A 19,293-nucleotide genomic window follows, 5' to 3' on the forward strand; every position below is an offset into this window, starting at 1 on the left:
CCATGATCCCGACCATTCCCCGATCCCGGAGTTTTCGCGTGATCTACGGCGGCTACGTGCTGCTGTTCTTCCTTTATCTTGCGCTGCCCCTCACCGTCGTCGCGGTCTTTGCTTTCAACGACAGCCAATTCCCGTCTCTCCCGTGGGAAGGCTTCACCTGGAACTGGTTCTTCGGTGACGAGCTTCCCCAGATCGGTGTCTTCCACGAACGCGGCATCCTGCGCGCGGTGGGCACGTCTGCCTTCGTCGCGATCTGCGTCGCGATCCTGTCTGTAAGTGTCGGAACCTCGAACGCGTTTCTGTTCAATCGCTATGATTTCCGCGGCAAGAGCGCGCTCTACGTGCTCATGCTGCTGCCCCTGGTCATCCCCGGTATCGTTCTGGGTATTTCGATCCTCGTGTTTTCCTCGACGCTCGCAAACGGGATATGGAACGTCGCGCAGATGGACATCCAGGCCCTGCGGCCCGGCTTGCTCCTGGTCATTCTCGGACAGTTTTCATTCATCACCACGATCGCGACGCTGGTCATTACTGCCCGATTGCAGAAATTCGACCGCACGCTGGAAGACGCCGCCCTGAATCTCGGTGCCACGCGCCTGACGGCTGTACGCACGATCACCATTCCCTTCCTGATGCCAGCCGTGGTCGGTGCGGCGGTGGTGGCCTTCCTGATGAGCTTCGAGAACTTCAACACCACGCTCATGCTGGTCGGATCGGATGCGCCGCTTACCATCGCCATGTTCGACCGCCTGAAGGAAGGTTCGACGCCACTTCTCAACGCGGTTTCCCTTCTATTGATGTTGGGATCGTCATTTTTGGCGCTTTTGGTGATCTTGTTCCAACGCCGATAAAGTTTCCGGTCATTAAGGTCCGCCATCGGTCTGTGACGCCCCCGGACCGCCCGTGCGAAAGCGGGTGCCCTTTCGCGCAACATGCGGTAAGGGACGCGGCAGGACAATGAGGGCAGGGGCCAACGCATGACCGATCAAGATGACGCTGAGCGCAGCCTGGTTCTCGCAGCCTCGCCGGGGCGACGCGCGATTGGCGTGGGCTCGGTGGGCGCGCTGGGGCTGATGCTGCTGTGGGTCGCGCTGAGCCAGACCCTCACGCCGCAATGGCAGGTGGCGTTGGTGGCGATGGGGTTGGGCGCGCTGTGGCTCGCGCGGCGAATGTGGCGCGCGACGGCGGCGTGGCTGGTGCTTGAACGCGATGCGCTCACGAGCAGCGACGGCCGCGTGCTGGCGCGGATGGACGACGTGGTGGCGGTGGCACGCGGGGCGTTCGCCTTCAAGCCCTCCAACGGCTTTACCCTGACGCTGCGCAAGGGCGGATCCTTTGTCTGGGAGCCGGGCCTGTGGTGGCGCATCGGGCGGCGCGTGGGCGTGGGGGGCGTCACCCCCGGCACGCCGGCGCGGCTCATTGCCGAACTGATGCAGGAACGGATCGCGCGGCGCGAGGACGGCTGATCGTCAGCTCGTGCCCGGCACGCAAACCCCGGTAAAGCATATCTGGGGCGCGAAACGCGGGATCACGAACATCCGCGTCGCAAGCAGGTTCTCGTTGAAATACCCGGTGGTCACCGGCGAGGTGAACGTGCCGCGGCTCTCGACATAGATGATCTCTTCGCCGTCATCCATGATCGGAAAGGTGTCATGCGCGTTGCGCACGACGCTGTCGGTGAGGGCGGTCATCGTCCCCGTGCCGCGCACCTCTGACCAGCGCAGGTCGAACTCGTCGATCCCCTGGCTCGGGTCGTTGCGATAGCGCACCACCGAGATGCGCAACTGCGAATCCGCCGTGCCGCTCATCATGTCGAAGACTCGCTTGACGTTGTCGATATAGGTGTCGTCGACGATCGCGGTTTCGCGCGACAGGATGTCGGCGACGGTATAGGTGGCCTTCTCGCGCAGGCTTTGCTGGCGGAACAGGCCGTAGGCCTCGTAGGAAAAGAACAGCCCGAGGATCAGCAGCGGCGCGATCAGCACCGTTTCCACGGCGACCGTTCCGTGCTCGTCGCGGCGCAGGCGGCGTGCGAGCCGGGCGAGCCAGCGCATCAGATCGGCTCCTGCACGAAGGCCGAGACGGTGGTGAGCGCCACGTCGCCGCTGGAATCCTTGATCAGCGCATCGCCCAGCATCGCCTCGGGGAAGAGGGGGCTGTATTTCAGGCAGACACGCAGCAGCATGAGCTGGTTCTGGCCGCCGGGGATGAAGTTGCGCACCGGCTTGGACGGTTCCGAGGCATCGGTACAGTCGGGCGCGCCGTTGAGCGTCGAGAAGTTGCGCAGGTCCGTCGGGATCATTTCCAGCCGCAGATTGGCGTCGCAATCGGCGATCACCGAGGCGTTGTCGCAGACGATCTGCTTGATCTCGTCGTGTCCCGGCGCTGTGCCGGTGCCGAGGCGCACGTTGCGCACCGCGATATCGAGTCCGCGCTCCAGCATCGCCGCGCGCAGCGACAGCATCCCCAGCTCGATCGCGAACACGATGAAGCCGATCAGGAACGGCGCGAGGATCACGAATTCCACCGACGCCGAGCCACGCCGGTCACGACCAAAACGACGCAGGCGGCTGGCAAGGCGTGCGATCATTGGGTCAGCCTCAGGTTCTGCACGTTGGCGGCGATGGAGTTGAACACCGCGCTGATATCTGTGGTGTTGGCGCGGTAGTAGTGGCTGCTGGAAGAGGCGCAATCCGACAGCACCTGTTCGGCGCGCTCGCCCACAGGCACCTCAAAGCCGATGGAATAGACCACCACGCCGTGCGTCTTGGTGGCCCCGCAGACATCGCGCATCCGGCTGTCCTTGGCGTAGCCGTCCACATACTCGGAGCCGACATAGTCGTTCCACGGGCTCCAGTCGCCGGTAATGTCTTCATACCAACTCGGCGACATCCGGCCCCAGGCCATTTCCCAGCTCAGTTGTTCGGTCGAGATATAGCCGTCGAGCGTGTGTTCGAGATCGTCGAAATCGTGATCGGTGATCCAGCGGTTGTCGTCGATGCTGTAGTACCAGTCGCCCCAGGGGTAGCGCAGGTAGTAAACCGATTCCTCGGGTCCGTCGGCCTCGTAGACGCATTCCCATCTCGGATGGCCGCACTTGCTCTCATCATAGCGGATGCGGTGCTTGTAGATGTGGTAGGCGTATTTGAACTCGCGGTCCTGGAACTTCACTTCGAACAGATCGGAGAACTTTCCGCGGTATTTCGGGCTGCTCTTGTCAAAGAAATACGAGGTGGTGTTGGCCCCGTCGCCCATCATCACCACGACCTTGAGCGTTTCCGGTTCGTTGTAATCCGAGGGCACGTGCGACAGCGACGCATCCACTTCGCCGGTGTTGATCAGTTCCGCCGAGACCTGCCGGAAACTTGGGTCCAGAAGCGCGGCGCCCCAGTTCATGCCGTCATGGCCGCTGGTGTTGCCGTCCGCCTGCAGCGAGTCGATCTTGGCGTGCAGCGCTGTCTCGTTCATCGAATAGGGCAGGAACTGCATGTATTCGTCGGTAAAACAGGAGCGCCAGCTGTCATTGAGATTGTCGAACCCGCCATAGAGCGAGGTATAGATCATCTGGTCCACCGGTACGCCGTTGCTCAGCGCCGACTTGCCCGAGGTAAGCGTTGCGTGCCCGTAATCGGCCTCGCGGAACCGCAGGCAGGTGGAGTAATTGTGCGTGACATCCACCGCCAGCGTGTCGAAGATGGTCTTCGGCGGTGTCACAGACCAGCTGAATGGAACGACAGAAATGACCGCGTTACCCGGTGTGGACTTTTCCAGAATGGTCGAGACGAATTGCTTGGCGGCGTCCCTCAGGCGCGAAATCTTGGTGCCGCCCATCGAGCCCGACACGTCGAGCACGAGCGAGATTTCCAGCTTGGGGACGCGCACCTCGGCGGCCGACACACCGCCGACATCCAGCGTCTCGACCCCCGCGAGCTTCATCAGGTAGGTATCGAGCGTGCCCGAGGCCCGCGCCGCGACGCGGGCGGAGTTGAGGTAGATCTGGATATCGGCGTCCCGCTCCGCCTCAAGGTATTGGGCGAGCTCGGCCTTGTCGAAGTAATCCTCGACCGTGGCGCGGGCCTGCGCTGCATCGGAGGATTTCGCGCCGGCGAGCACCGCGCGGTCGAGCGTGACCTGCATCCGGGCGCGGACCATTTCGTGGCGCATGGTGTCGAGCGCGAGCCCTCCCACCAAGAGCATCATCAGAAAGACGAAGAAGGCGAAGGCCGTCACCGAGCCACCCTCATCCCGGAGGAAACGGCCAGCCGCCCCCGCTCGTGGGGGTCGTGCGATATACTCACCCATGTCGATCACCTTTCGGTATCCTACGCCGATCCTCCGCAGGCAGGCGGAGCATCAACGAGTGTTCATCGCGCCGGAATGTGGTTGAAATAAGGCGCACGAGCGACGGAGAGGTGGCGTTAACTATCTGGTATGACAATCGAAAAGAAAGCGTCGGATTGTTTGTCGGCTGGTGACAATGGTGCGTGACCCGCCCATCCCGCCGCGCTCCCGGGCCGCCCGTCGCGCCTTGATTCGTGCTGGACATCGCAATCGCATCCCGTAACCATCGCCCCACATGCGGCGGCTGACCGCAGGCCAACAGGGAGAGTGTAACGATGACAGCCAAGAGGGAACCGACATTCCGCGAAAGCGTGGACCTGATGTTCAACAGGGCGGTGGCGCTCACCGATCTTGCGCCGGGGCTCGAGGAAAAGGTCCGGGTCTGCAATGCCACCTACACGGTGCGCTTCGGGGTTCGTTTGCGTGGGCAGATTCACACCTTTACCGGCTATCGCAGCGTGCATTCCGAGCATATGGAGCCGGTCAAGGGCGGTATCCGTTTCGCCATGGGTGTCAACCAGGACGAGGTCGAGGCGCTCGCGGCCCTGATGACCTACAAATGTGCGCTCGTCGAGGTGCCGTTCGGGGGCTCCAAGGGCGGGCTGCGCATCGACCCGCGCGAGTGGGAGGAGCACGAGCTCGAACAGATCACCCGCCGCTTTGCCTACGAGCTGATCAAGCGCGACCTGATCCACCCGGCGCAGAACGTGCCCGCCCCCGACATGGGCACCGGCGAACGCGAGATGGCGTGGATCGCCGACCAGTACAAGCGCATGGCCACCACCGATATCAACTACCGCGCGTGCGTCACCGGCAAGCCGGTCAATGGCGGCGGCATCCAGGGCCGGACCGAGGCGACGGGGCGCGGCGTGCAATACGCGCTGCGCGAGTTCTTCCGCCACCCCGAGGACGTGGCCGTGACGGGGCTGTCGGGTACGCTCGACGGCAAGCGCGTGGTGGTGCAGGGCCTCGGCAACGTGGGCTATCACGCGGCCAAGTTCCTCAGCGAAGAGGACGGCTGCAAGGTCACTGCGATCATCGAGCGCGACGGCGCGCTGATCTCCGAGGAGGGGCTCGACGTCGAGGCGGTGCATGCCTGGATCGCGCGGCACGGCGGCGTCGACGGCTACCCCGAGGGCAAGTATGTCCGCGACGGCTCGAAGGTGCTCGAACACGACTGCGACATCCTCGTGCCGGCGGCGATGGAAGGGGTCATCAACCTCGAGAATGCCGAGCGGATCAAGGCCCCGCTCGTCATCGAGGCCGCGAACGGCCCCGTGACCGCCGGGGCCGACGACATCCTGCGCCACAAGGGGACGGTCATCATTCCCGACATGTATGCCAATGCGGGCGGTGTGACGGTGTCCTATTTCGAATGGGTCAAGAACCTCAGCCATATCCGTTTCGGCCGGATCGGGCGGCGGCAGGAAGAGGCGCGCCACGAACTGATCGTCAAGGAGCTGGAGCGGCTCAACCGCGGGATCGGCGACGCGTGGGAAATGTCGCCCAATTTCAAGCAGAAATACCTGCGCGGCGCGGGCGAGCTGGAGCTGGTGCGCTCGGGCCTCGACGACACGATGCGCGCCGCCTACCAATCGATGCGCGAGGTCTGGCGGGGCCGCGAGGACGTGACCGACCTGCGCACCGCCGCCTATCTCGTGTCGATCGCCCGGGTGGCCGAGAGCTATCGCGCGATGGGACTGTGAGGCGCGCGTCGCGCATGGACCAGAAAATGGCGTGAAGCGGGGTGGCCGGTTCGCGCCCGTCCTGCTAGCCCTGTTGGCATGGGGCCGTGCCTGGCGGTCCATCGGAGAGGCGACATGCGATTTTCGGCGCTGCGGATACTTAAAGAAGGGCTCACCGGCAACAAGGGCTGGCAGGCCCACTGGCGCGACGCCGAGCCCAAACCGGCCTATGACGTGATCATCATCGGCGGCGGCGGGCACGGGCTCGCGACCGCCCATTACCTGGCCAAGCGGCACGGCATCACCAATGTCGCGGTGCTGGAGAAGGGATATCTGGGCGGCGGCAATATCGGGCGCAACACCACCATCGTGCGCGCCAATTACGGCCTGCCGGGCAATTCGGAATTCTACAGCCATTCGCTGAAGCTGTGGGAGGGGCTGGAACAGGACCTCAACTACAACGTGATGATGAGCCAGCGCGGTGTGCTCAACCTGTGCCATTCCGATGGCCAGCGCGACGCCTTTGCCCGCCGCGGCAACGCCATGCGCAACCAGGGCGACGACGCCGAACTGCTCGACCGCGAGGGCGTGCGCAAGCTGGTGCCGTTCCTCGATTTCGACAACGCGCGGTTCCCGGTTTATGGCGGTCTCTACCACGCGCGCGGCGGCACCGCGCGCCACGACGCGGTGGCCTGGGGCTTTGCCCGCTCTGCCAGCGACCGGGGCGTGGACCTGATCCAGAACTGCGCGGTGACGGGGATCGACATCGAGGGGGGTCGCGTGCGCGGCGTGCAGACCTCGCGCGGGGCGATCAAGGCCAAGAAGGTGGCGATTGTCGTGGCGGGGCGCTCATCCCAGGTGGCGGCGATGGCCGGGCTGCGCCTGCCGATCGAGAGCCACGTGTTGCAGGCCTTTGTCACCGAGGGGCTGAAGCCCTGCCTCGATCACGTGGTGACCTTCGGCATGGGGCATTTCTATATCAGCCAGTCCGACAAGGGCGGGCTGGTGTTTGGCGGCGATCTCGATTTCTATCCGTCCTATGCGGCGCGCGGCAACCTGCCGATGGCCGAGCACGTGATGGAGGCTGGGATGGCGATGGTGCCGATGATCGGGCAGGCGCGGGTGCTGCGAAGCTGGGGCGGGATCATGGACATGAGCCCCGATGGCTCGCCCGTCATCGACCGTGCGCCGGTGGACGGGCTCTATCTCAATTGCGGCTGGTGCTATGGCGGGTTCAAGGCGGTGCCGGGATCGGGCGACGCGCTTGCCCATCTCATCGCCACGGACAATCCGCACCCGGCGGCGACGCGGCTGCGCCTCGACCGGTTCGCGACGGGGGCAGGGCTGATGGACGAGGAAGCCACCGGCAGCCAGCACAACCTGCACTGAGGCGCGAGGGACGGGACGTGGGCATGAGTATTTTCGACAAGATGAAGGAGCGAGGCTCGTGAGGATACCCTGTCCGCTTTGCGGGATGCGCGATCTGCGCGAGTTCTCGGTGCGCGGCGCGGCGCTGCCCGAGCCGGAGGGCGCGGCGTGGAGCGCGGCGTGGGACGACTACCTCCACAACCGCGACAACCCGGCGGGCGAGAGCCGCGAGTTCTGGTATCACGGGCAGGGCTGCGGCGCGTGGCTGGTGGTCACGCGCGATACCGTGACCCACGAGATCGCCGATGTGGTGCTGGCGGGCGCGGAGGCCGGGGCATGAGGATCGACGGCAAGGGGCGCATCGACCGGACGCGGCGGGTGTCATTCTCGTTCGACGGGCACCGGCACACGGGCTTTTCCGGGGACACGCTGGCCTCGGCGCTGCTGGCCGACGGCGTCAGGGTGATGGGCCGGTCGTTCAAGTATCACCGCCCACGCGGCGTGATGACCGCTGGCAGCGAGGAACCCAACGCGCTGGTCACGCAAGGCTTGGGCGCGGCGCAGGTGCCCAATTGCCGCGCCACCACGACCGAATTGCACGAGGGGCTGGTCGCGCGCAGCCAGAACCGCTGGCCTTCGCTCGGGTTCGATGTGCTGGCGGTCAACGACCTGATGGCGCCGTTCTTCGGCGCGGGGTTCTACTACAAGACGTTCATGTGGCCACGCGCGTTCTGGGAAAAGGTCTACGAGCCCGCGATCCGCCGCGCCGCCGGTCTCGGTGCGCTGTCGGGGGAGCCGGCCGAGGACCGATACGAGCGCGCCTATGCCCATTGCGACCTCTTGGTGATCGGCGGCGGGCCCGCCGGGCTGATGGCCGCGCTTGCGGCGGCGGAGGCGGGCGCCGACGTGATCCTCGCCGAGGAGGACGTGGCCCTTGGCGGTCGCCTGCTGGCCGAGACCGAGGAGGTCGACGGGCAGGATGGCGGCGACTGGGCGGCGGAGATGGCGGCGCGCCTCGGTGCCATGCCCAACGTGCGGATCATGACGCGCACGGCGGTGACCGGGGCCTATGACGGCGGCACCTTCGGTGCGCTGGAGCGGACCGCCCCCGATATCGAGGGTCGCCCGCACGCGCCTGCCGGTTGCTTCTGGCGGATCGCGGCGCGGCGCGCGGTGCTGGCGGCAGGCGCGCTTGAGCGGCCTGTGGCCTTCCCCAACAACGACCGCCCCGGCGTGATGATGGCGGGCGCGGTGCGCGCCTATCTCAATCGCTGGGGCGTGGCGGCGGGGCGCAGCGTGCTGGTCTTTGGCAACAACGACAGCGCCCACCGCACCGTGGCCGACCTGCAGGAGGCGGGGGTGCACGTCGCGGCGCTCGTGGATGCGCGGGCGCACGCCACCTGCGGCCATGACGTGGCCTTCTATCCCGGCGCGCAGGTCACCGGCACCGCCGGGCGGCGCGGGGTCGAGGCGGTGTGCATCGCCACCGCGCGGGGCGAGGAGCGCATCGCCGCCGATACCGTGGCCGTCTCCGGCGGGTGGAACCCGACGGTGCACCTCGCCTGTCACACGGGCGCGCGGCCCGTCTGGGACGACCGGCTTGCCGCCTTCGTGGCCCCCGAGGGGGCGGTGCCTGGGATGCGCGTGGCGGGGGCTGCCGCCGGGCATTTCTCGACCCGGGCCTGCCTCGAGAGCGGGCTGGCCGAGGGGCGGCACGCGGCGAAAGACCTCGGCCTCAAGGTCCCCGCGATCGAGCTACCCCCCGCCTCGGACGGCAGCTTCGACATCCTGCCGCTGTGGCAGGTGGAGGGGCGCGGGCGGGCCTGGCTCGATTTCCAGAACGACGTGACGGTCAAGGATGTCGAACTGGCCGCAAGGGAAAATTTCCGCTCGGTCGAACACATGAAGCGCTACACCACGCAAGGGATGGCCCCCGACCAGGGCAAGAATTCCAACGTCGGCGCGCTCGCCGTGCTGGCCGAGGCGACCGGGCGATCGATCCCCGCGACCGGCACCACCACCTTTCGCCCTCCTTTCGTGCCGGTGCCCATCGCGGCGATGGGCGCGGGCGGCAAGGGCAAGACATTCGCGCCCGAGCGCTTCACCACCAGCCACGCGGGCACGATCCGGCGCGGCGCGCCGATGATCGAGGCGGGGCTGTGGTACCGGCCCAGCTATTTCCCCCGCAAGGGCGAGACCCATTGGCGGCAATCCTGCGACCGCGAGGTCATGATGGTGCGCGAGGCGGTGGGCGTGTGCGATGTCTCGACCCTGGGCAAGATCGACGTGCAGGGGCCGGACGCCGCGCAATTCCTCGATTTCCTCTATACCAACGCGATGTCCAAACTGGCGCCGGGCCGGGTGCGCTATGGCCTGATGCTGCGCGAGGACGGGCACGTCATGGATGACGGCACCTGCGCGCGGCTGGCCGAGGATCATTTCCTCGTCACCACCACCACCGCCGCCGCAGGCGCGGTGATGCGCCACGCGGATTTTGCCGCACAGGTTCTGCGGCCCGGGTGGGACGCGCGCGCGGTGTCGGTGACCGAGCAATGGGCGCAGTTCGCCGTGGCGGGGCCGCGCGCGCGCGACGTGCTGGCCGATGTGCTCGACGATCCGGGCGCGCTCGACGATCTGCCCTTCATGGGCTGCGGGCCGGTCGCGGTGGGCGGCGTGGCGGCGCGACTGTTCCGCATCTCGTTCTCGGGCGAGACGGGATACGAGATCGCGGTGCGCGCGCGGTTCGGCGCGTCGCTCTTCGAGGCACTGGTGACGCGCGCCGAAGCCTTGGGCGGCGGCGCCTACGGGATGGAGGCGCTCAACGTGCTTCGCATCGAGAAGGGATTCATCACCCATGCCGAGATCCACGGGCGGGTGACGGCCTTTGACGTGGGCATGCAGGGGATGATGAGCCGCAAGAAGGATTTCATCGGCAAACCGGCGGCGAGCCGCGAGGGCCTGATGGACGAGGGACGCGAGCAATTGGTGGGCCTCAAGCCGGTGGGCGCGGTCAAGGAATTGCTGCCCGGTGCGCATCTCTTCGACGAGGCGGCCGAGCCGGTGGCGGCAAACGATCAGGGCTATATCACCAGCGCCTGCTACTCGCCCACGCTGGGCCATGTGATCGGGCTGGGATTCCTCGCGCGCGGGCGCGCCCGGATCGGAGAGCGGGTGCGCGCTGTGGACCACCTGCGCGGATCGGCGACGATCTGCGAGGTCTGCGCGCCCGGATGGGTCGATCCCGAAGGAGGGCGGATGCGTGGTTGATCTGGTGGAGATGACCCCCTGCGCGGGGCTGGTGCCGGTGACGGCGGGCGCGCTGCGGCTGACAGAGGCGGCGCCGGGGCGGATGACCGTGCTGGCTGTATTCCAAGGGCAGGAGGAGGCGCTGGGCCGGGCGCTGGCGCAGGCGCACGGGCTGGGCTGGCCTGCGCCGGGCGAGGTGATCGCGGGTGAGAGCGGCGCGGTGCAGTGGTTCGGGCGCGATCTCGCGCTGCTCGTCGGGCCCGAGCCCGACGCGGCGCTGGCGGACCATGCCGCGCTCACCGATCAGTCCGACGCCTGGGCGGTGCTGCGGATCGAGGGGCCGGGCGCCACGGCGGTGATGGCGCGGCTGACGCCGCTCGATCTGCGCGACAGCGTCTTCGGCGTGGGGCGCACGGCGCGCACCGACGTGGCACACATGGCCGGCGCGGTGACGCGGGCCGGAACGGACGCCTATGACATCATGGCGTTCCGGTCGATGGCTGCGAGCCTCGTGCACGAGGTGGCGATGGCCATGCGCCGGGTTGCGGCGCGCACGCAATAGGCGTGACACGGGCCGCAGTGAGCAGGATCGCGCGCCGCCCTACAGCGTATCGCTCAAAAGCGGGAACCGGTTCTGGGCTTCCCGGGCGCCCTAACGCATCGCGGCGGTGAGCAGGGCGAGGGCGGCACTGGCGTCCTCCTCGCACCAGATTTCCTCGCCGAAGGCGAGAAAATCGCTGACCGGGGCGAGCGAGGCCACGGCGTTCGCGTCGAGCGCGCCCTCGGCCACCACCGGCAGCTCGATCATCTCGGACCACCATTCGAAGATTTCGCGCTCTGCCTGCGTGCCGCTGCCAAGCGCGGTCTGGCCCACCGGGCCGAAGGCGACGTAATCGGCCCCGGCCTCGCCCGCGCTCATCCCGTCATGGCGCGAGGTGCCGCAGAACGCGCCGACGATGGCGTCGGGCCCGAGGTCTTTTCGCGCCGCGCGCACCCCGCGCGCGCCGTCGGCGAGGTGCACCCCGTCGAGGCCGAGCCGCCCGACGAGACCCACATGGCGCTCGATCACCACCGCCACGTCGCGGGCGTGCGCCGCTTCGCGGCAGGCGTCCGCCGAGGAGGCCACGGTGTATTCGTCGCTGCTGGCCATCGCCACGCGCAGACAGGCCACGGGATGCGCGTCGAGCACGGCGGCAAGCCGGTCGATGAAAGGCGCGATCTCGAAGGCGGGGGGGGTGACGAGGTAGATCTGGGGATGCTCTGCGTCGGTCATCGGGCGGGCTCCGCTGTGGTCTGACGGCTCTCTTAGCGGGGAATTGCGGGCTTGGCCATGGTTCGAATTCGGCGCTGGCACGCGGGCGGGCGCGTGCCTATTCTCGGGTGAAAGGACGAGAGGGGCGGTGCGTGGCGATTGCAGGGCTTGCCGAGGGGCTGACGCGGGGGATCGAGGGGTTTGGCGAGCGCGTCTCGGGCGCGCTGTTCGAGCCGGTGATCCGGCTGGGCGTGACCGGCCTCGCGCGGGCCGGAAAGACCGTGTTCATCACCTCTCTGGTGGCCAACCTGCTGGATCGCGGGCGCATGGGCGGCCTTGCGGCGGCGGGCGAGGGGCGCATCCTCGCGGCCTACCTGCAGCCGCAGCCCGACGTCACGCTGCCGCGATTCGATTACGAGACGCATCTCGCCGCGCTCGCCGGCCCCGAGCCGCACTGGCCCCAAAGCACGCGCGCCGTCTCCGAATTGCGGCTGTCGCTCAGGGTGCAGCCCGCGGGCATGCTGGCAGGCTTGGCCGGGCCGCGCACCGTGCATCTCGACATCGTGGACTATCCGGGCGAGTGGCTGCTGGACCTTGCACTCCTCGACAAGGATTATGCCGCCTGGTCGCGCGAGGCGCTGGCGCGCGCCGAGACGCGCGCGGAGGGTGCGGCCTGGCGCAAGGCGCTGGCCGGTGTCGATCCGGCGGCGGCGTTCAACGAGGGGCAGGCGCAGGGCCTCGCGGCGGCGTTCACCGCCTACCTGCGTGCTGCGCGCGCCGCCGGGCACGCCGATTGCACGCCGGGGCGGTTCCTGCTTCCGGGCGATCTGGAGGGCGCGCCGGTGGTCACGTTTGCGCCGCTGCCCGGGGTAGAGGGCGCAGGGCGCGGCAGCCTCGCGGCACAGATGGCGCGCCGGTTCGAGGCCTACAAGCGCGAAGTGGTGCGCCCATTCTTTCGCGCGCATTTCGCCCGGATCGACCGGCAGATCGTGCTGGTGGACCTGCTCGACGCGATCCATCGCGGCCCGGTGGCGGTCGAGGAGACGCGCCGCGCGATGGCCGAGATCCTCGGCACGTTCCGGCCCGGGCGCAATGCCTTTCTCACGCGGCTGTTGCAGGGGCGGCGGGTGGAGCGGCTGCTGTTTGCCGCGACCAAGGCCGACCACCTGCACCACGCGCAGCATCCGCGCCTCGCCGCGATCATCGAGGCGATGCTGCGAGAGGCGTGTGACCGGGCCCAGTTCGCGGGCGCCGACGTGCGCAGCATGGCCATCGCCGCCTTGCGCGCCACGGTGGAGGAAACCCGCCGCCACGGCGGTGCGGAGGTGGAATGCGTGCGCGGACGGGTGCCCGAGGGCGGGCAGGCGGCGTTCCATCCCGGTGATCTGCCCGACGATCCGGCGGCGATCCTGTCGCCCGCGCGGTCGGGGGCCGAGACCTGGCCCGACGGCGATTTCGGCACCATGCGCTTTGCGCCTGCGCGGCTGTCGCTGCGCGCGGGCGAGGGGCCGCCGCATATCCGGCTCGACCGCGCCGCGCAGTTCCTCTTCGGGGACCGGCTATGAGGCTGGCGCGCGCGCATATCTGGCAGGTGCCGCGGCTGGCGGCGATCCTCTGGGCCTATACGCGGGGCACGCCCGGACAGCCATGCGCGCGTAGCCGCGCCGAGGATCTGCACCTGTTGTGGCGCGAGACGTGGCAGGGCCGGGTTCGGGTGGCGCGGGTGCAGGGCCGGATCGCGGGGTTCATCCTGCGCCGGGCCACGCGGGTGCACGCGCTGCACGTGGCGCCGGACATGCGCGGGCAGGGGGTGGGCCGCGCGCTGCTGACGGATGCGCAAGCGCGGGCGGGCGCGCTCGACCTGTGGGTGTTGGAGGCGAACCGGCGCGCGCGCGCGTTCTACGCCCGGGCAGGCTTTGCCGAGGCGGCACAGGACCGGCGCGGCGGCGGCAATGACGAGGGCCTGCCGGATATCCGCATGGTCTGGCGGCGTAGGGAGATACGGGTATGAGCAAGGGGCCGCTGCTGATCGACCTCGAGGGCGAGGAGGAGGCCGCGCCGGACCGCGCGCCGCCGGTGCCCGACGAGGCCGCCCCGCCGGAGGGCCGGGCGATGCGCGCGGCGATGGCCGGGCTGGCGCGGCGGCCCTCGTGGCTCGTGCGCGCCTTCTGGGCGCTGGCGCTGGCACTGCTGGGCGTGGTGGTGTCGGTGGCGGCGTGGGATTTCGCGGTCGCGCTGATGGAGCGGTCGCCGCTGCTGGGCCGGGCGGTGGCCGTGCTGGGCGCGGCGCTCGCCTTGGTGGCGGTGCTGATCGCGATCCGCGAGGCGGCGGGCTTTGCCCGGCTCGGGCGGCTCGACCGGCTGCGCGCCGGGGCCGAAGCGGCGCAGGCGGGGGGCGATCTTGGCGCGGCGCGCGAGGTGGTCGCGCGGCTTCGGCGGCTCTACGCGGCCCGGACAGAGGCGGCCTGGGGCCTCGCGCGGCTGGACGAGCGCGCGCACGAGCAGCTCGATGCCGAGGCGCTGCTGGCATTGGCCGATGCCGAGCTGCTCGCGCCGCTCGATTCGGCGGCGCTGGCCGCGGTAGAGGCGGCGGCGCGGCAGGTGGCAACGGTCACCGCGCTGGTACCGCTGGCACTCGCCGACGTGGTGGCGGCGCTGGTGGCCAACCTGCGCATGATCCGCGCCGTGGCCACCATCTATGGCGGGCGCACCGGCACGCTGGGAAGCTGGCGGCTGGCACGCGCGGTGGTCGCGCACCTGGTGGCCACCGGCGCCGTGGCGGTGGGCGACGACATGATCGGCAGCGTCGCGGGCGGTGGCGTGCTGTCCAAACTGTCGCGCCGCTTTGGCGAGGGGGTGGTCAACGGCGCGCTCACCGCGCGGGTCGGGCTTGCGGCGATAGAGCTGTGCCGCCCGCTGCCGCGCATCGCGGTGGCGCGCCCGACGGTGGGCGGCGTGGTGCGCCGCGCGCTGGCGGGCCTGTTCGCGCGCGGGGAGGGCTGAGGCATGGATGTCGAGATGTTCGCTGCGCTGGTCGCGCTGGGGGTGCTGGGGCTGGTGGTCATCGGCATCCCGGTGCTGCTGGTCGGGCAGGCGCGGTTGCGCCGCCGGGTGGCGGCACTGGAGGCGGCGCTGGCGGGCGGCGGCGTGCCGGAAGCGGCTGGCATGCCCGACGCGGCGTCCCCCGCCGGGACGCAGGCCGAAGGCGACGCCCCGCCCACGTCACCCGCGCCGGACGCGGCGGAGGGGGCGGAGGTGGCGGCCCCGAAACGCCCCGGCCTTGCCGCGCGGCTCGGGCGTTGGCTGCGGGGCAACTGGGCGGTGGCCGTGGCCGGGGTGTCGCTGGCGCTGGCGGGCCTGTTCCTCGTGCAATACGGGGTCGAACGGGGGCTGCTGACGCCTGCGATGCGGGTGCTGGCGGCGCTGGGCCTCGGCGCGGCGCTGGTGGTCGCGGGCGACCTGCTGCGGCGGCGGCACGGCGATGCGGCAGCGGTGCCCTCGGGGCTGGCGGGCGCCGGGCTGATCGCGCTGTTCGCGGGCGTGCTGGCGGCGCGGGCGCTTTACGGACTGATCGACCCGGGCGCGGCGATGGCCGGGCTGGTGGCGGTGGCGGCGCTCGCCGTGGTGCTGGGCTGGTTCCACGGCCCGGTGCTGGGCGCACTGGGTCTCATGGGCGCGGGCGCGGCACCGTTCCTCGTCGGCGGCGAGAGTGCCGCGGCGTGGCTCTTCTACCCGTATTTCGCGCTGCTGGCCGTGGTCGGGCTGGCGGTGGATGCCGCGCGGGGCTGGCGCTGGCTGTCCTGGCTGGCGCTGGCGGTCGCCGTCGCGGGCGCAATGCTGCTTTATCTCGGCGGCGTGGGTGCGGAGCATTTTCTCGGCTTCTGGGCGCTCGTGGTGCTGGCGGCGGTGCTGGTGCCCGGGGCATACCCGGTGCCGCGCCATCCCGCACCGTCGCTCGGGCAGCGGCTGGTGGCAGGGGGCGGCGCGTGGCCGGGCCTGACGGTGCTGCTTGCCGCCGTCGCCGTGGCGATGGCGAGTGGCGCCGCGCTGCTGGTGGCGGCAGAGGCGGAGACGGAAGCGCTGGCATGGCTGTCTCTGGGGCTGCTGGCGGGGATGGCAGCGGCGCTGACCCTTGGCACGCGGGCCGCGCCCGGCATCGCCGACCTGCCCGCCCTGCCGGTGGCGGCGGCGCTGGCGCTGGTGGCGCTCGATGGCGAGCGCGGCGGGCCGCTCGTGTCGGCGTTCCACGCCGCGCGCCTGCCCGAGGCCCCGGCGCCGATCGGCGCGACGGTCCTGATGGCGGCGGGCGCGGTGCTGTCGCTGCTGCTGGCCACGCGGATGCGCGGCGCGGCGGGGGCCGCGCCGGCGATCCTGTGGGCGCTTGGCGCGGCGCTGGCGGGGCCGGGCGTGGCGCTGGTTCTGGAACTGTCGTGGCAGCCGGGGGCGATGCTGGGCAGCTATCCTTGGGCGCTGCACATCATGGGCATGGCGGCGCTGATGGTGGCGCTGGCGGCGCGGGCTGCGCCGCGCACGCCCGACCCGCGCCTGGTGGCGGCGATCTTCGCGGGCGCGGCGCTCACGCTCATCGCGCTGGCGCTTTTCGTGGTGCTGAGCAAGGCGGCGCTGACGTTGGCGCTGGCGGTGATGGTGCTGGCCACGGCGCTCATCGACCGGCGGTTCGACCTCGCCTTGCTGGGGCTGTTCGCGCAGACGGGCGTGGCGGTGATCGGCTACCGGCTGGTGGTCGATCCCGGCATCGACTGGGCGGTCGACGAGGCCGGGCGCGGCGACGTGGCGCTGACGCATCTGGGGCCGCTGGTGCTGCTGGCCGCGGCCTGGTGGCAGTTGGGCGCGCGGGGTCGTGAGGTGACACGCGGTGTGGTCGAAAGCGCGATCTGGACCGTCGCGGCGATCCTGCTGAGCGTGGTGCTGATGCGGGTGCTGGGCTCCGTCGGGACCATGGGCCATGCCGGGCTGGGCCTGATGGCCACGGTGTGGTTGTCGGTGGCGCTGGCGCAGCTCTGGCGGCTGCGCGGGGCGGGCGCGGCGCTCAGGGCGCTACGCACCGCGCTGGCGGTCGTCACCGGGACGGTTGCGGTGGCGCTTCTGGTCGCGCAGGCCGTGCTGACCAATCCGCTCGCCCCGTTCATGTGGCGGCGCGAAGAGGTGCTGGGACCGCCAATCCTCGACAGCCTCGCCGCCGCCTACCTGCCGGTGGCGCTGATCCTCGCTGTGGCAGCGTGGCGGATGGATCACCTGCCGCGCTTGCTGTGCCGGGGCTTCGCCGTCGCGGCCTCGGGCTACGCCGCCTGGTACGGCGCGCTGGAAATCCGCAGGCTGTGGCAGGGGCGCGACCTGAGCGTGCCGGGGGTGCTGGAGGGCGAACTTTACACCTATACCGTGGCGCTGATGGTGGTGGCGCTGGCGCTGCTGGCGCTTGCGGTGCTGAAGCGCTCCGAGGGCTTGCGGCGGATCGCGATGGCAGGGGTCGCGCTCACCGTGGCCAAGGTGTTCGTTATCGACATGAGCGGGCTCGCCGGCCTGTGGCGGGTGGCCGCGTTTCTCGGCCTCGGCCTGTCACTGGCGGCGCTTGCCTGGATCAACGCGCGGATCATCAAGCGGATGGGATGCGACCCCTGAGCCGCGACCGCGGCGGGGCCGACAAGCCGGCCCCGCGTCCCTGTCCGGTCATTCGGCCGGGGCGGTTGTTCCGCCGGTGATGCTCTCGGGGGCCGGTGCCTGTGCGGGGGTAGGTGCCTGGGCGGGCGGCGCTGCGATGCTGCTCAGGACCACGATCCCGCCGATGACCACCACGATCATCAGCAGGGCGATCAGCCCGCCGCGTCCGGTGTTGCCGCTCGGATTCGCGTTATAAGGGTCCGCGGTGTTGCGGACATGGCTTTGCAGGTCGTCGTTTGGGGCGGGAGTATACATGGCTCCTCCTTTCACTACGCCAATGGTAGATCGTGGCGATCGTTCTGCAGAGGGGGCGCCGCCGAAGCCTCGATTTCTGGCGGCGGCGTGCCGTTTTACCTGCCAGTGAGCGGCACGTTTCTGCCATCGGCTGTATCCGGCCGGTCGAAATGGCGCGTTCTGGCGGATTTCTGCCTGTGTCAGCGCAGTTTGGGCACACCGCCGGGATGGGTCTCGCGGTCGACCACGGCGGCGCGCATGGAGCGGCCGATGCGGTGCGCGAGCGCCGACCACGCGGCGGCCTGCTCGGGGCGCAACTCGCGGGCGAGCACGCTGTCGAAGAGCGCCAGCCATGTCGAGAACATCCCCGGCTGCACGTTGCCCGCGCGGACATGCGCGGCGATCGGGCTGCCGTCGTAGCGGCGCTCGTGCAGGATGGTGTTGGCCCAGAAATCGGCCACTTTCGCCTCGTGGGCGGGCCAGTCGGTGACGTGGGCCGCGAATACCGGACCTAGGCCCGGATGCGCGCGCACCGCGGCATAAAACACTGTGACCACCCGCTCGATCTCGGGCCGCGTGATGTCAAAGCGTGGGGGCAGGGCGGTGATCATGACCTGTAAATGCGCCGCTGCGCCGCGCGAGGCAAGGGGGGATGGCGGCGGGCGAAATCCCGAAAGAGACCACAGCGAAACTCTTGGGATTCCCTGAGATGGTTTGGTGGGGTATGTTTTGTCATGAGACAGAGTTTTTCGACCCAGCCCGCCTTGTTTGCTCCGCAGGAGTTGTTCGACCACCCGGCGCTTTGCGCTCTGGATGGGGTGGAGGCGCTGATTGACTGGGATCGCCTTGCGGCGCTTTTACCTGCGGGGGAAGAGAAGGTTCAGACCGGTCGTCCCGGTTATCCGGCGCTCACGCTGTTCCGGGCGCTGCTGCTGGNCACAGGCTGTCCACTTCGGCCCGGTTGCCCGGGCTCACGCTCACGCGCCGCACGAACCCGTCCTCGTCGGCATTGACGAAGGCCTGCCAGCCCCAGACCGCCTGCCTGCGGCCCTTCACGGTGACTTTCACCGCCGAGCCCGCCTCCGGGTCCTGCGTTGAGAGCCTGCTGCGGGCCGCCTCGACCACGGTTGCGTCAACGATGGCCACCCGGCCCTCCGCGAGGATCACCCGGGCCTCCTCCAGCATGGCGACGAGTTCCGCAAGAATGCCGTCCAAACGGTCCCCCAGCCGCGCCCGGAACCGCCCCAGCGTCGAGGCCTCCGGCACGCCCGCATCCAGCTCCAGGCGGCAGAACTTGCGAAACAGAAGGTCCCGGGCCAGCTGAGCCGAGAGCTTCACGTCCGACAGATCATACCAAAGCCCCAGCAGCAGCGCCCGGAACAGCGTGAGCGCCGGATAACCGGGACGACCGGTCTGAACCTTCTCTTCCCCCGCAGGTAAAAGCGCCGCAAGGCGATCCCAGTCAATCAGCGCCTCCACCCCATCCAG

The 19,293-nt window shown here is 69.4% G+C and carries 18 protein-coding genes; 11 read left to right on the forward strand and 7 right to left on the reverse strand.

All coding sequences use genetic code 11. The features are described 5' to 3' along the window. Window positions 1-2: 2 nt before the first annotated feature. Both C6W92_RS04650 and C6W92_RS04655 read left to right on the forward strand, forming a co-directional pair. Window positions 3-851, forward strand: a complete 849-nt coding sequence (locus C6W92_RS04650) for an ABC transporter permease (protein WP_129431868.1) — start codon at window positions 3-5, stop codon at window positions 849-851. Window positions 852-977: 126 nt separating this feature from the next. Further along, on the forward strand, window positions 978-1,466 hold the full coding sequence (locus C6W92_RS04655; protein ID WP_104018955.1) for a hypothetical protein: 489 nt from the start codon (window positions 978-980) through the stop codon (window positions 1,464-1,466). Window positions 1,467-1,469: 3 nt separating this feature from the next. Here C6W92_RS04655 and C6W92_RS04660 read toward each other — a convergent pair whose 3' ends face one another. From C6W92_RS04660 to C6W92_RS04670, 3 genes are read right to left on the reverse strand one after another with little or no spacing between them, the layout of a single operon-like run. Beyond that, a complete protein-coding gene (locus C6W92_RS04660; RefSeq protein WP_129431869.1) occupies window positions 1,470-2,054 on the reverse strand; it encodes a TadE/TadG family type IV pilus assembly protein in 585 nt (194 codons plus the stop codon). Further along, window positions 2,054-2,590, reverse strand: a complete 537-nt coding sequence (locus C6W92_RS04665; protein WP_129431870.1) for a TadE family protein — start codon at window positions 2,588-2,590, stop codon at window positions 2,054-2,056. Before C6W92_RS04665 ends, C6W92_RS04660 begins: the two co-directional genes overlap by 1 nt. After that, window positions 2,587-4,302 (reverse strand): TadE/TadG family type IV pilus assembly protein, encoded by a 1,716-nt coding sequence (locus C6W92_RS04670; protein ID WP_129431871.1) that lies wholly within the window; start codon window positions 4,300-4,302, stop codon window positions 2,587-2,589. Before C6W92_RS04670 ends, C6W92_RS04665 begins: the two co-directional genes overlap by 4 nt. 314 nt (window positions 4,303-4,616) lie before the next feature. Here C6W92_RS04670 and C6W92_RS04675 point away from each other — a divergent pair, with 314 nt between their 5' ends. The 5 genes from C6W92_RS04675 (at window position 4,617) to C6W92_RS04695 (ending at window position 11,202) form a co-directional block, all read left to right on the forward strand. After that, window positions 4,617-6,047 carry a Glu/Leu/Phe/Val dehydrogenase gene (locus C6W92_RS04675; RefSeq protein WP_129431872.1) on the forward strand — a complete coding sequence of 477 codons (1,431 nt, stop codon included), beginning with the start codon at window positions 4,617-4,619 and terminating at the stop codon, window positions 6,045-6,047. 114 nt (window positions 6,048-6,161) lie between these two features. Next, window positions 6,162-7,415: a sarcosine oxidase subunit beta family protein gene (locus tag C6W92_RS04680; protein ID WP_104018960.1), complete on the forward strand. Its 1,254-nt coding sequence runs from the start codon at window positions 6,162-6,164 to the stop codon at window positions 7,413-7,415. 58 nt (window positions 7,416-7,473) lie between these two features. Further along, window positions 7,474-7,734, forward strand: coding sequence for a sarcosine oxidase subunit delta (locus tag C6W92_RS04685; RefSeq protein ID WP_104018961.1), 261 nt, complete (start codon window positions 7,474-7,476; stop codon window positions 7,732-7,734). Then, window positions 7,731-10,661 (forward strand): sarcosine oxidase subunit alpha family protein, encoded by a 2,931-nt coding sequence (locus tag C6W92_RS04690; protein ID WP_129431873.1) that lies wholly within the window; start codon window positions 7,731-7,733, stop codon window positions 10,659-10,661. The genes C6W92_RS04685 and C6W92_RS04690 overlap by 4 nt, the downstream gene beginning before the upstream one ends. Next, window positions 10,654-11,202: a sarcosine oxidase subunit gamma gene (locus tag C6W92_RS04695; RefSeq protein ID WP_129431874.1), complete on the forward strand. Its 549-nt coding sequence runs from the start codon at window positions 10,654-10,656 to the stop codon at window positions 11,200-11,202. The genes C6W92_RS04690 and C6W92_RS04695 overlap by 8 nt, the downstream gene beginning before the upstream one ends. Before the next feature lie 90 nt (window positions 11,203-11,292). Here C6W92_RS04695 and C6W92_RS04700 read toward each other — a convergent pair whose 3' ends face one another. After that, window positions 11,293-11,913 (reverse strand): thiamine phosphate synthase, encoded by a 621-nt coding sequence (locus tag C6W92_RS04700; protein ID WP_129431875.1) that lies wholly within the window; start codon window positions 11,911-11,913, stop codon window positions 11,293-11,295. Between the two features lie 131 nt (window positions 11,914-12,044). Between C6W92_RS04700 and C6W92_RS04705 the strand changes: the two genes are divergently transcribed. The 4 genes from C6W92_RS04705 to C6W92_RS04720 are packed head-to-tail and all read left to right on the forward strand — an operon-like array spanning window position 12,045 to window position 17,532. Next, window positions 12,045-13,457 carry a YcjX family protein gene (locus C6W92_RS04705; RefSeq protein WP_129431876.1) on the forward strand — a complete coding sequence of 471 codons (1,413 nt, stop codon included), beginning with the start codon at window positions 12,045-12,047 and terminating at the stop codon, window positions 13,455-13,457. Further along, window positions 13,454-13,903, forward strand: a complete 450-nt coding sequence (locus tag C6W92_RS04710; protein WP_129431877.1) for a GNAT family N-acetyltransferase — start codon at window positions 13,454-13,456, stop codon at window positions 13,901-13,903. Before C6W92_RS04705 ends, C6W92_RS04710 begins: the two co-directional genes overlap by 4 nt. Next, complete coding sequence (locus tag C6W92_RS04715; RefSeq protein WP_129431878.1) at window positions 13,900-14,895, forward strand: TIGR01620 family protein; 996 nt, start codon at window positions 13,900-13,902, stop codon at window positions 14,893-14,895. The genes C6W92_RS04710 and C6W92_RS04715 overlap by 4 nt, the downstream gene beginning before the upstream one ends. Before the next feature lie 3 nt (window positions 14,896-14,898). Beyond that, on the forward strand, window positions 14,899-17,532 hold the full coding sequence (locus C6W92_RS04720) for a DUF2339 domain-containing protein (protein ID WP_129431879.1): 2,634 nt from the start codon (window positions 14,899-14,901) through the stop codon (window positions 17,530-17,532). Between the two features lie 48 nt (window positions 17,533-17,580). Here the strand turns inward: C6W92_RS04720 and C6W92_RS04725 are convergent, their stop codons facing one another. From C6W92_RS04725 to C6W92_RS04735, 3 genes are all read right to left on the reverse strand, one after another. Then, entirely contained in the window at window positions 17,581-17,826 is a 246-nt protein-coding gene (locus C6W92_RS04725; RefSeq protein WP_129431880.1) for a hypothetical protein, read from the reverse strand. Window positions 17,827-18,005: 179 nt separating this feature from the next. Continuing rightward, window positions 18,006-18,416: a group III truncated hemoglobin gene (locus C6W92_RS04730; protein WP_129431881.1), complete on the reverse strand. Its 411-nt coding sequence runs from the start codon at window positions 18,414-18,416 to the stop codon at window positions 18,006-18,008. Window positions 18,417-18,714: 298 nt separating this feature from the next. Next, a partial coding sequence (locus C6W92_RS04735) for a transposase (protein WP_164989170.1) occupies window positions 18,715-19,293 on the reverse strand: 579 nt, incomplete at its 5' end.

The sequence above is a fragment of the Roseovarius sp. A46 genome, assembly GCF_004126395.1.
GTDB classification, from domain to species: Bacteria; Pseudomonadota; Alphaproteobacteria; order Rhodobacterales; family Rhodobacteraceae; genus Roseovarius; species Roseovarius nitratireducens.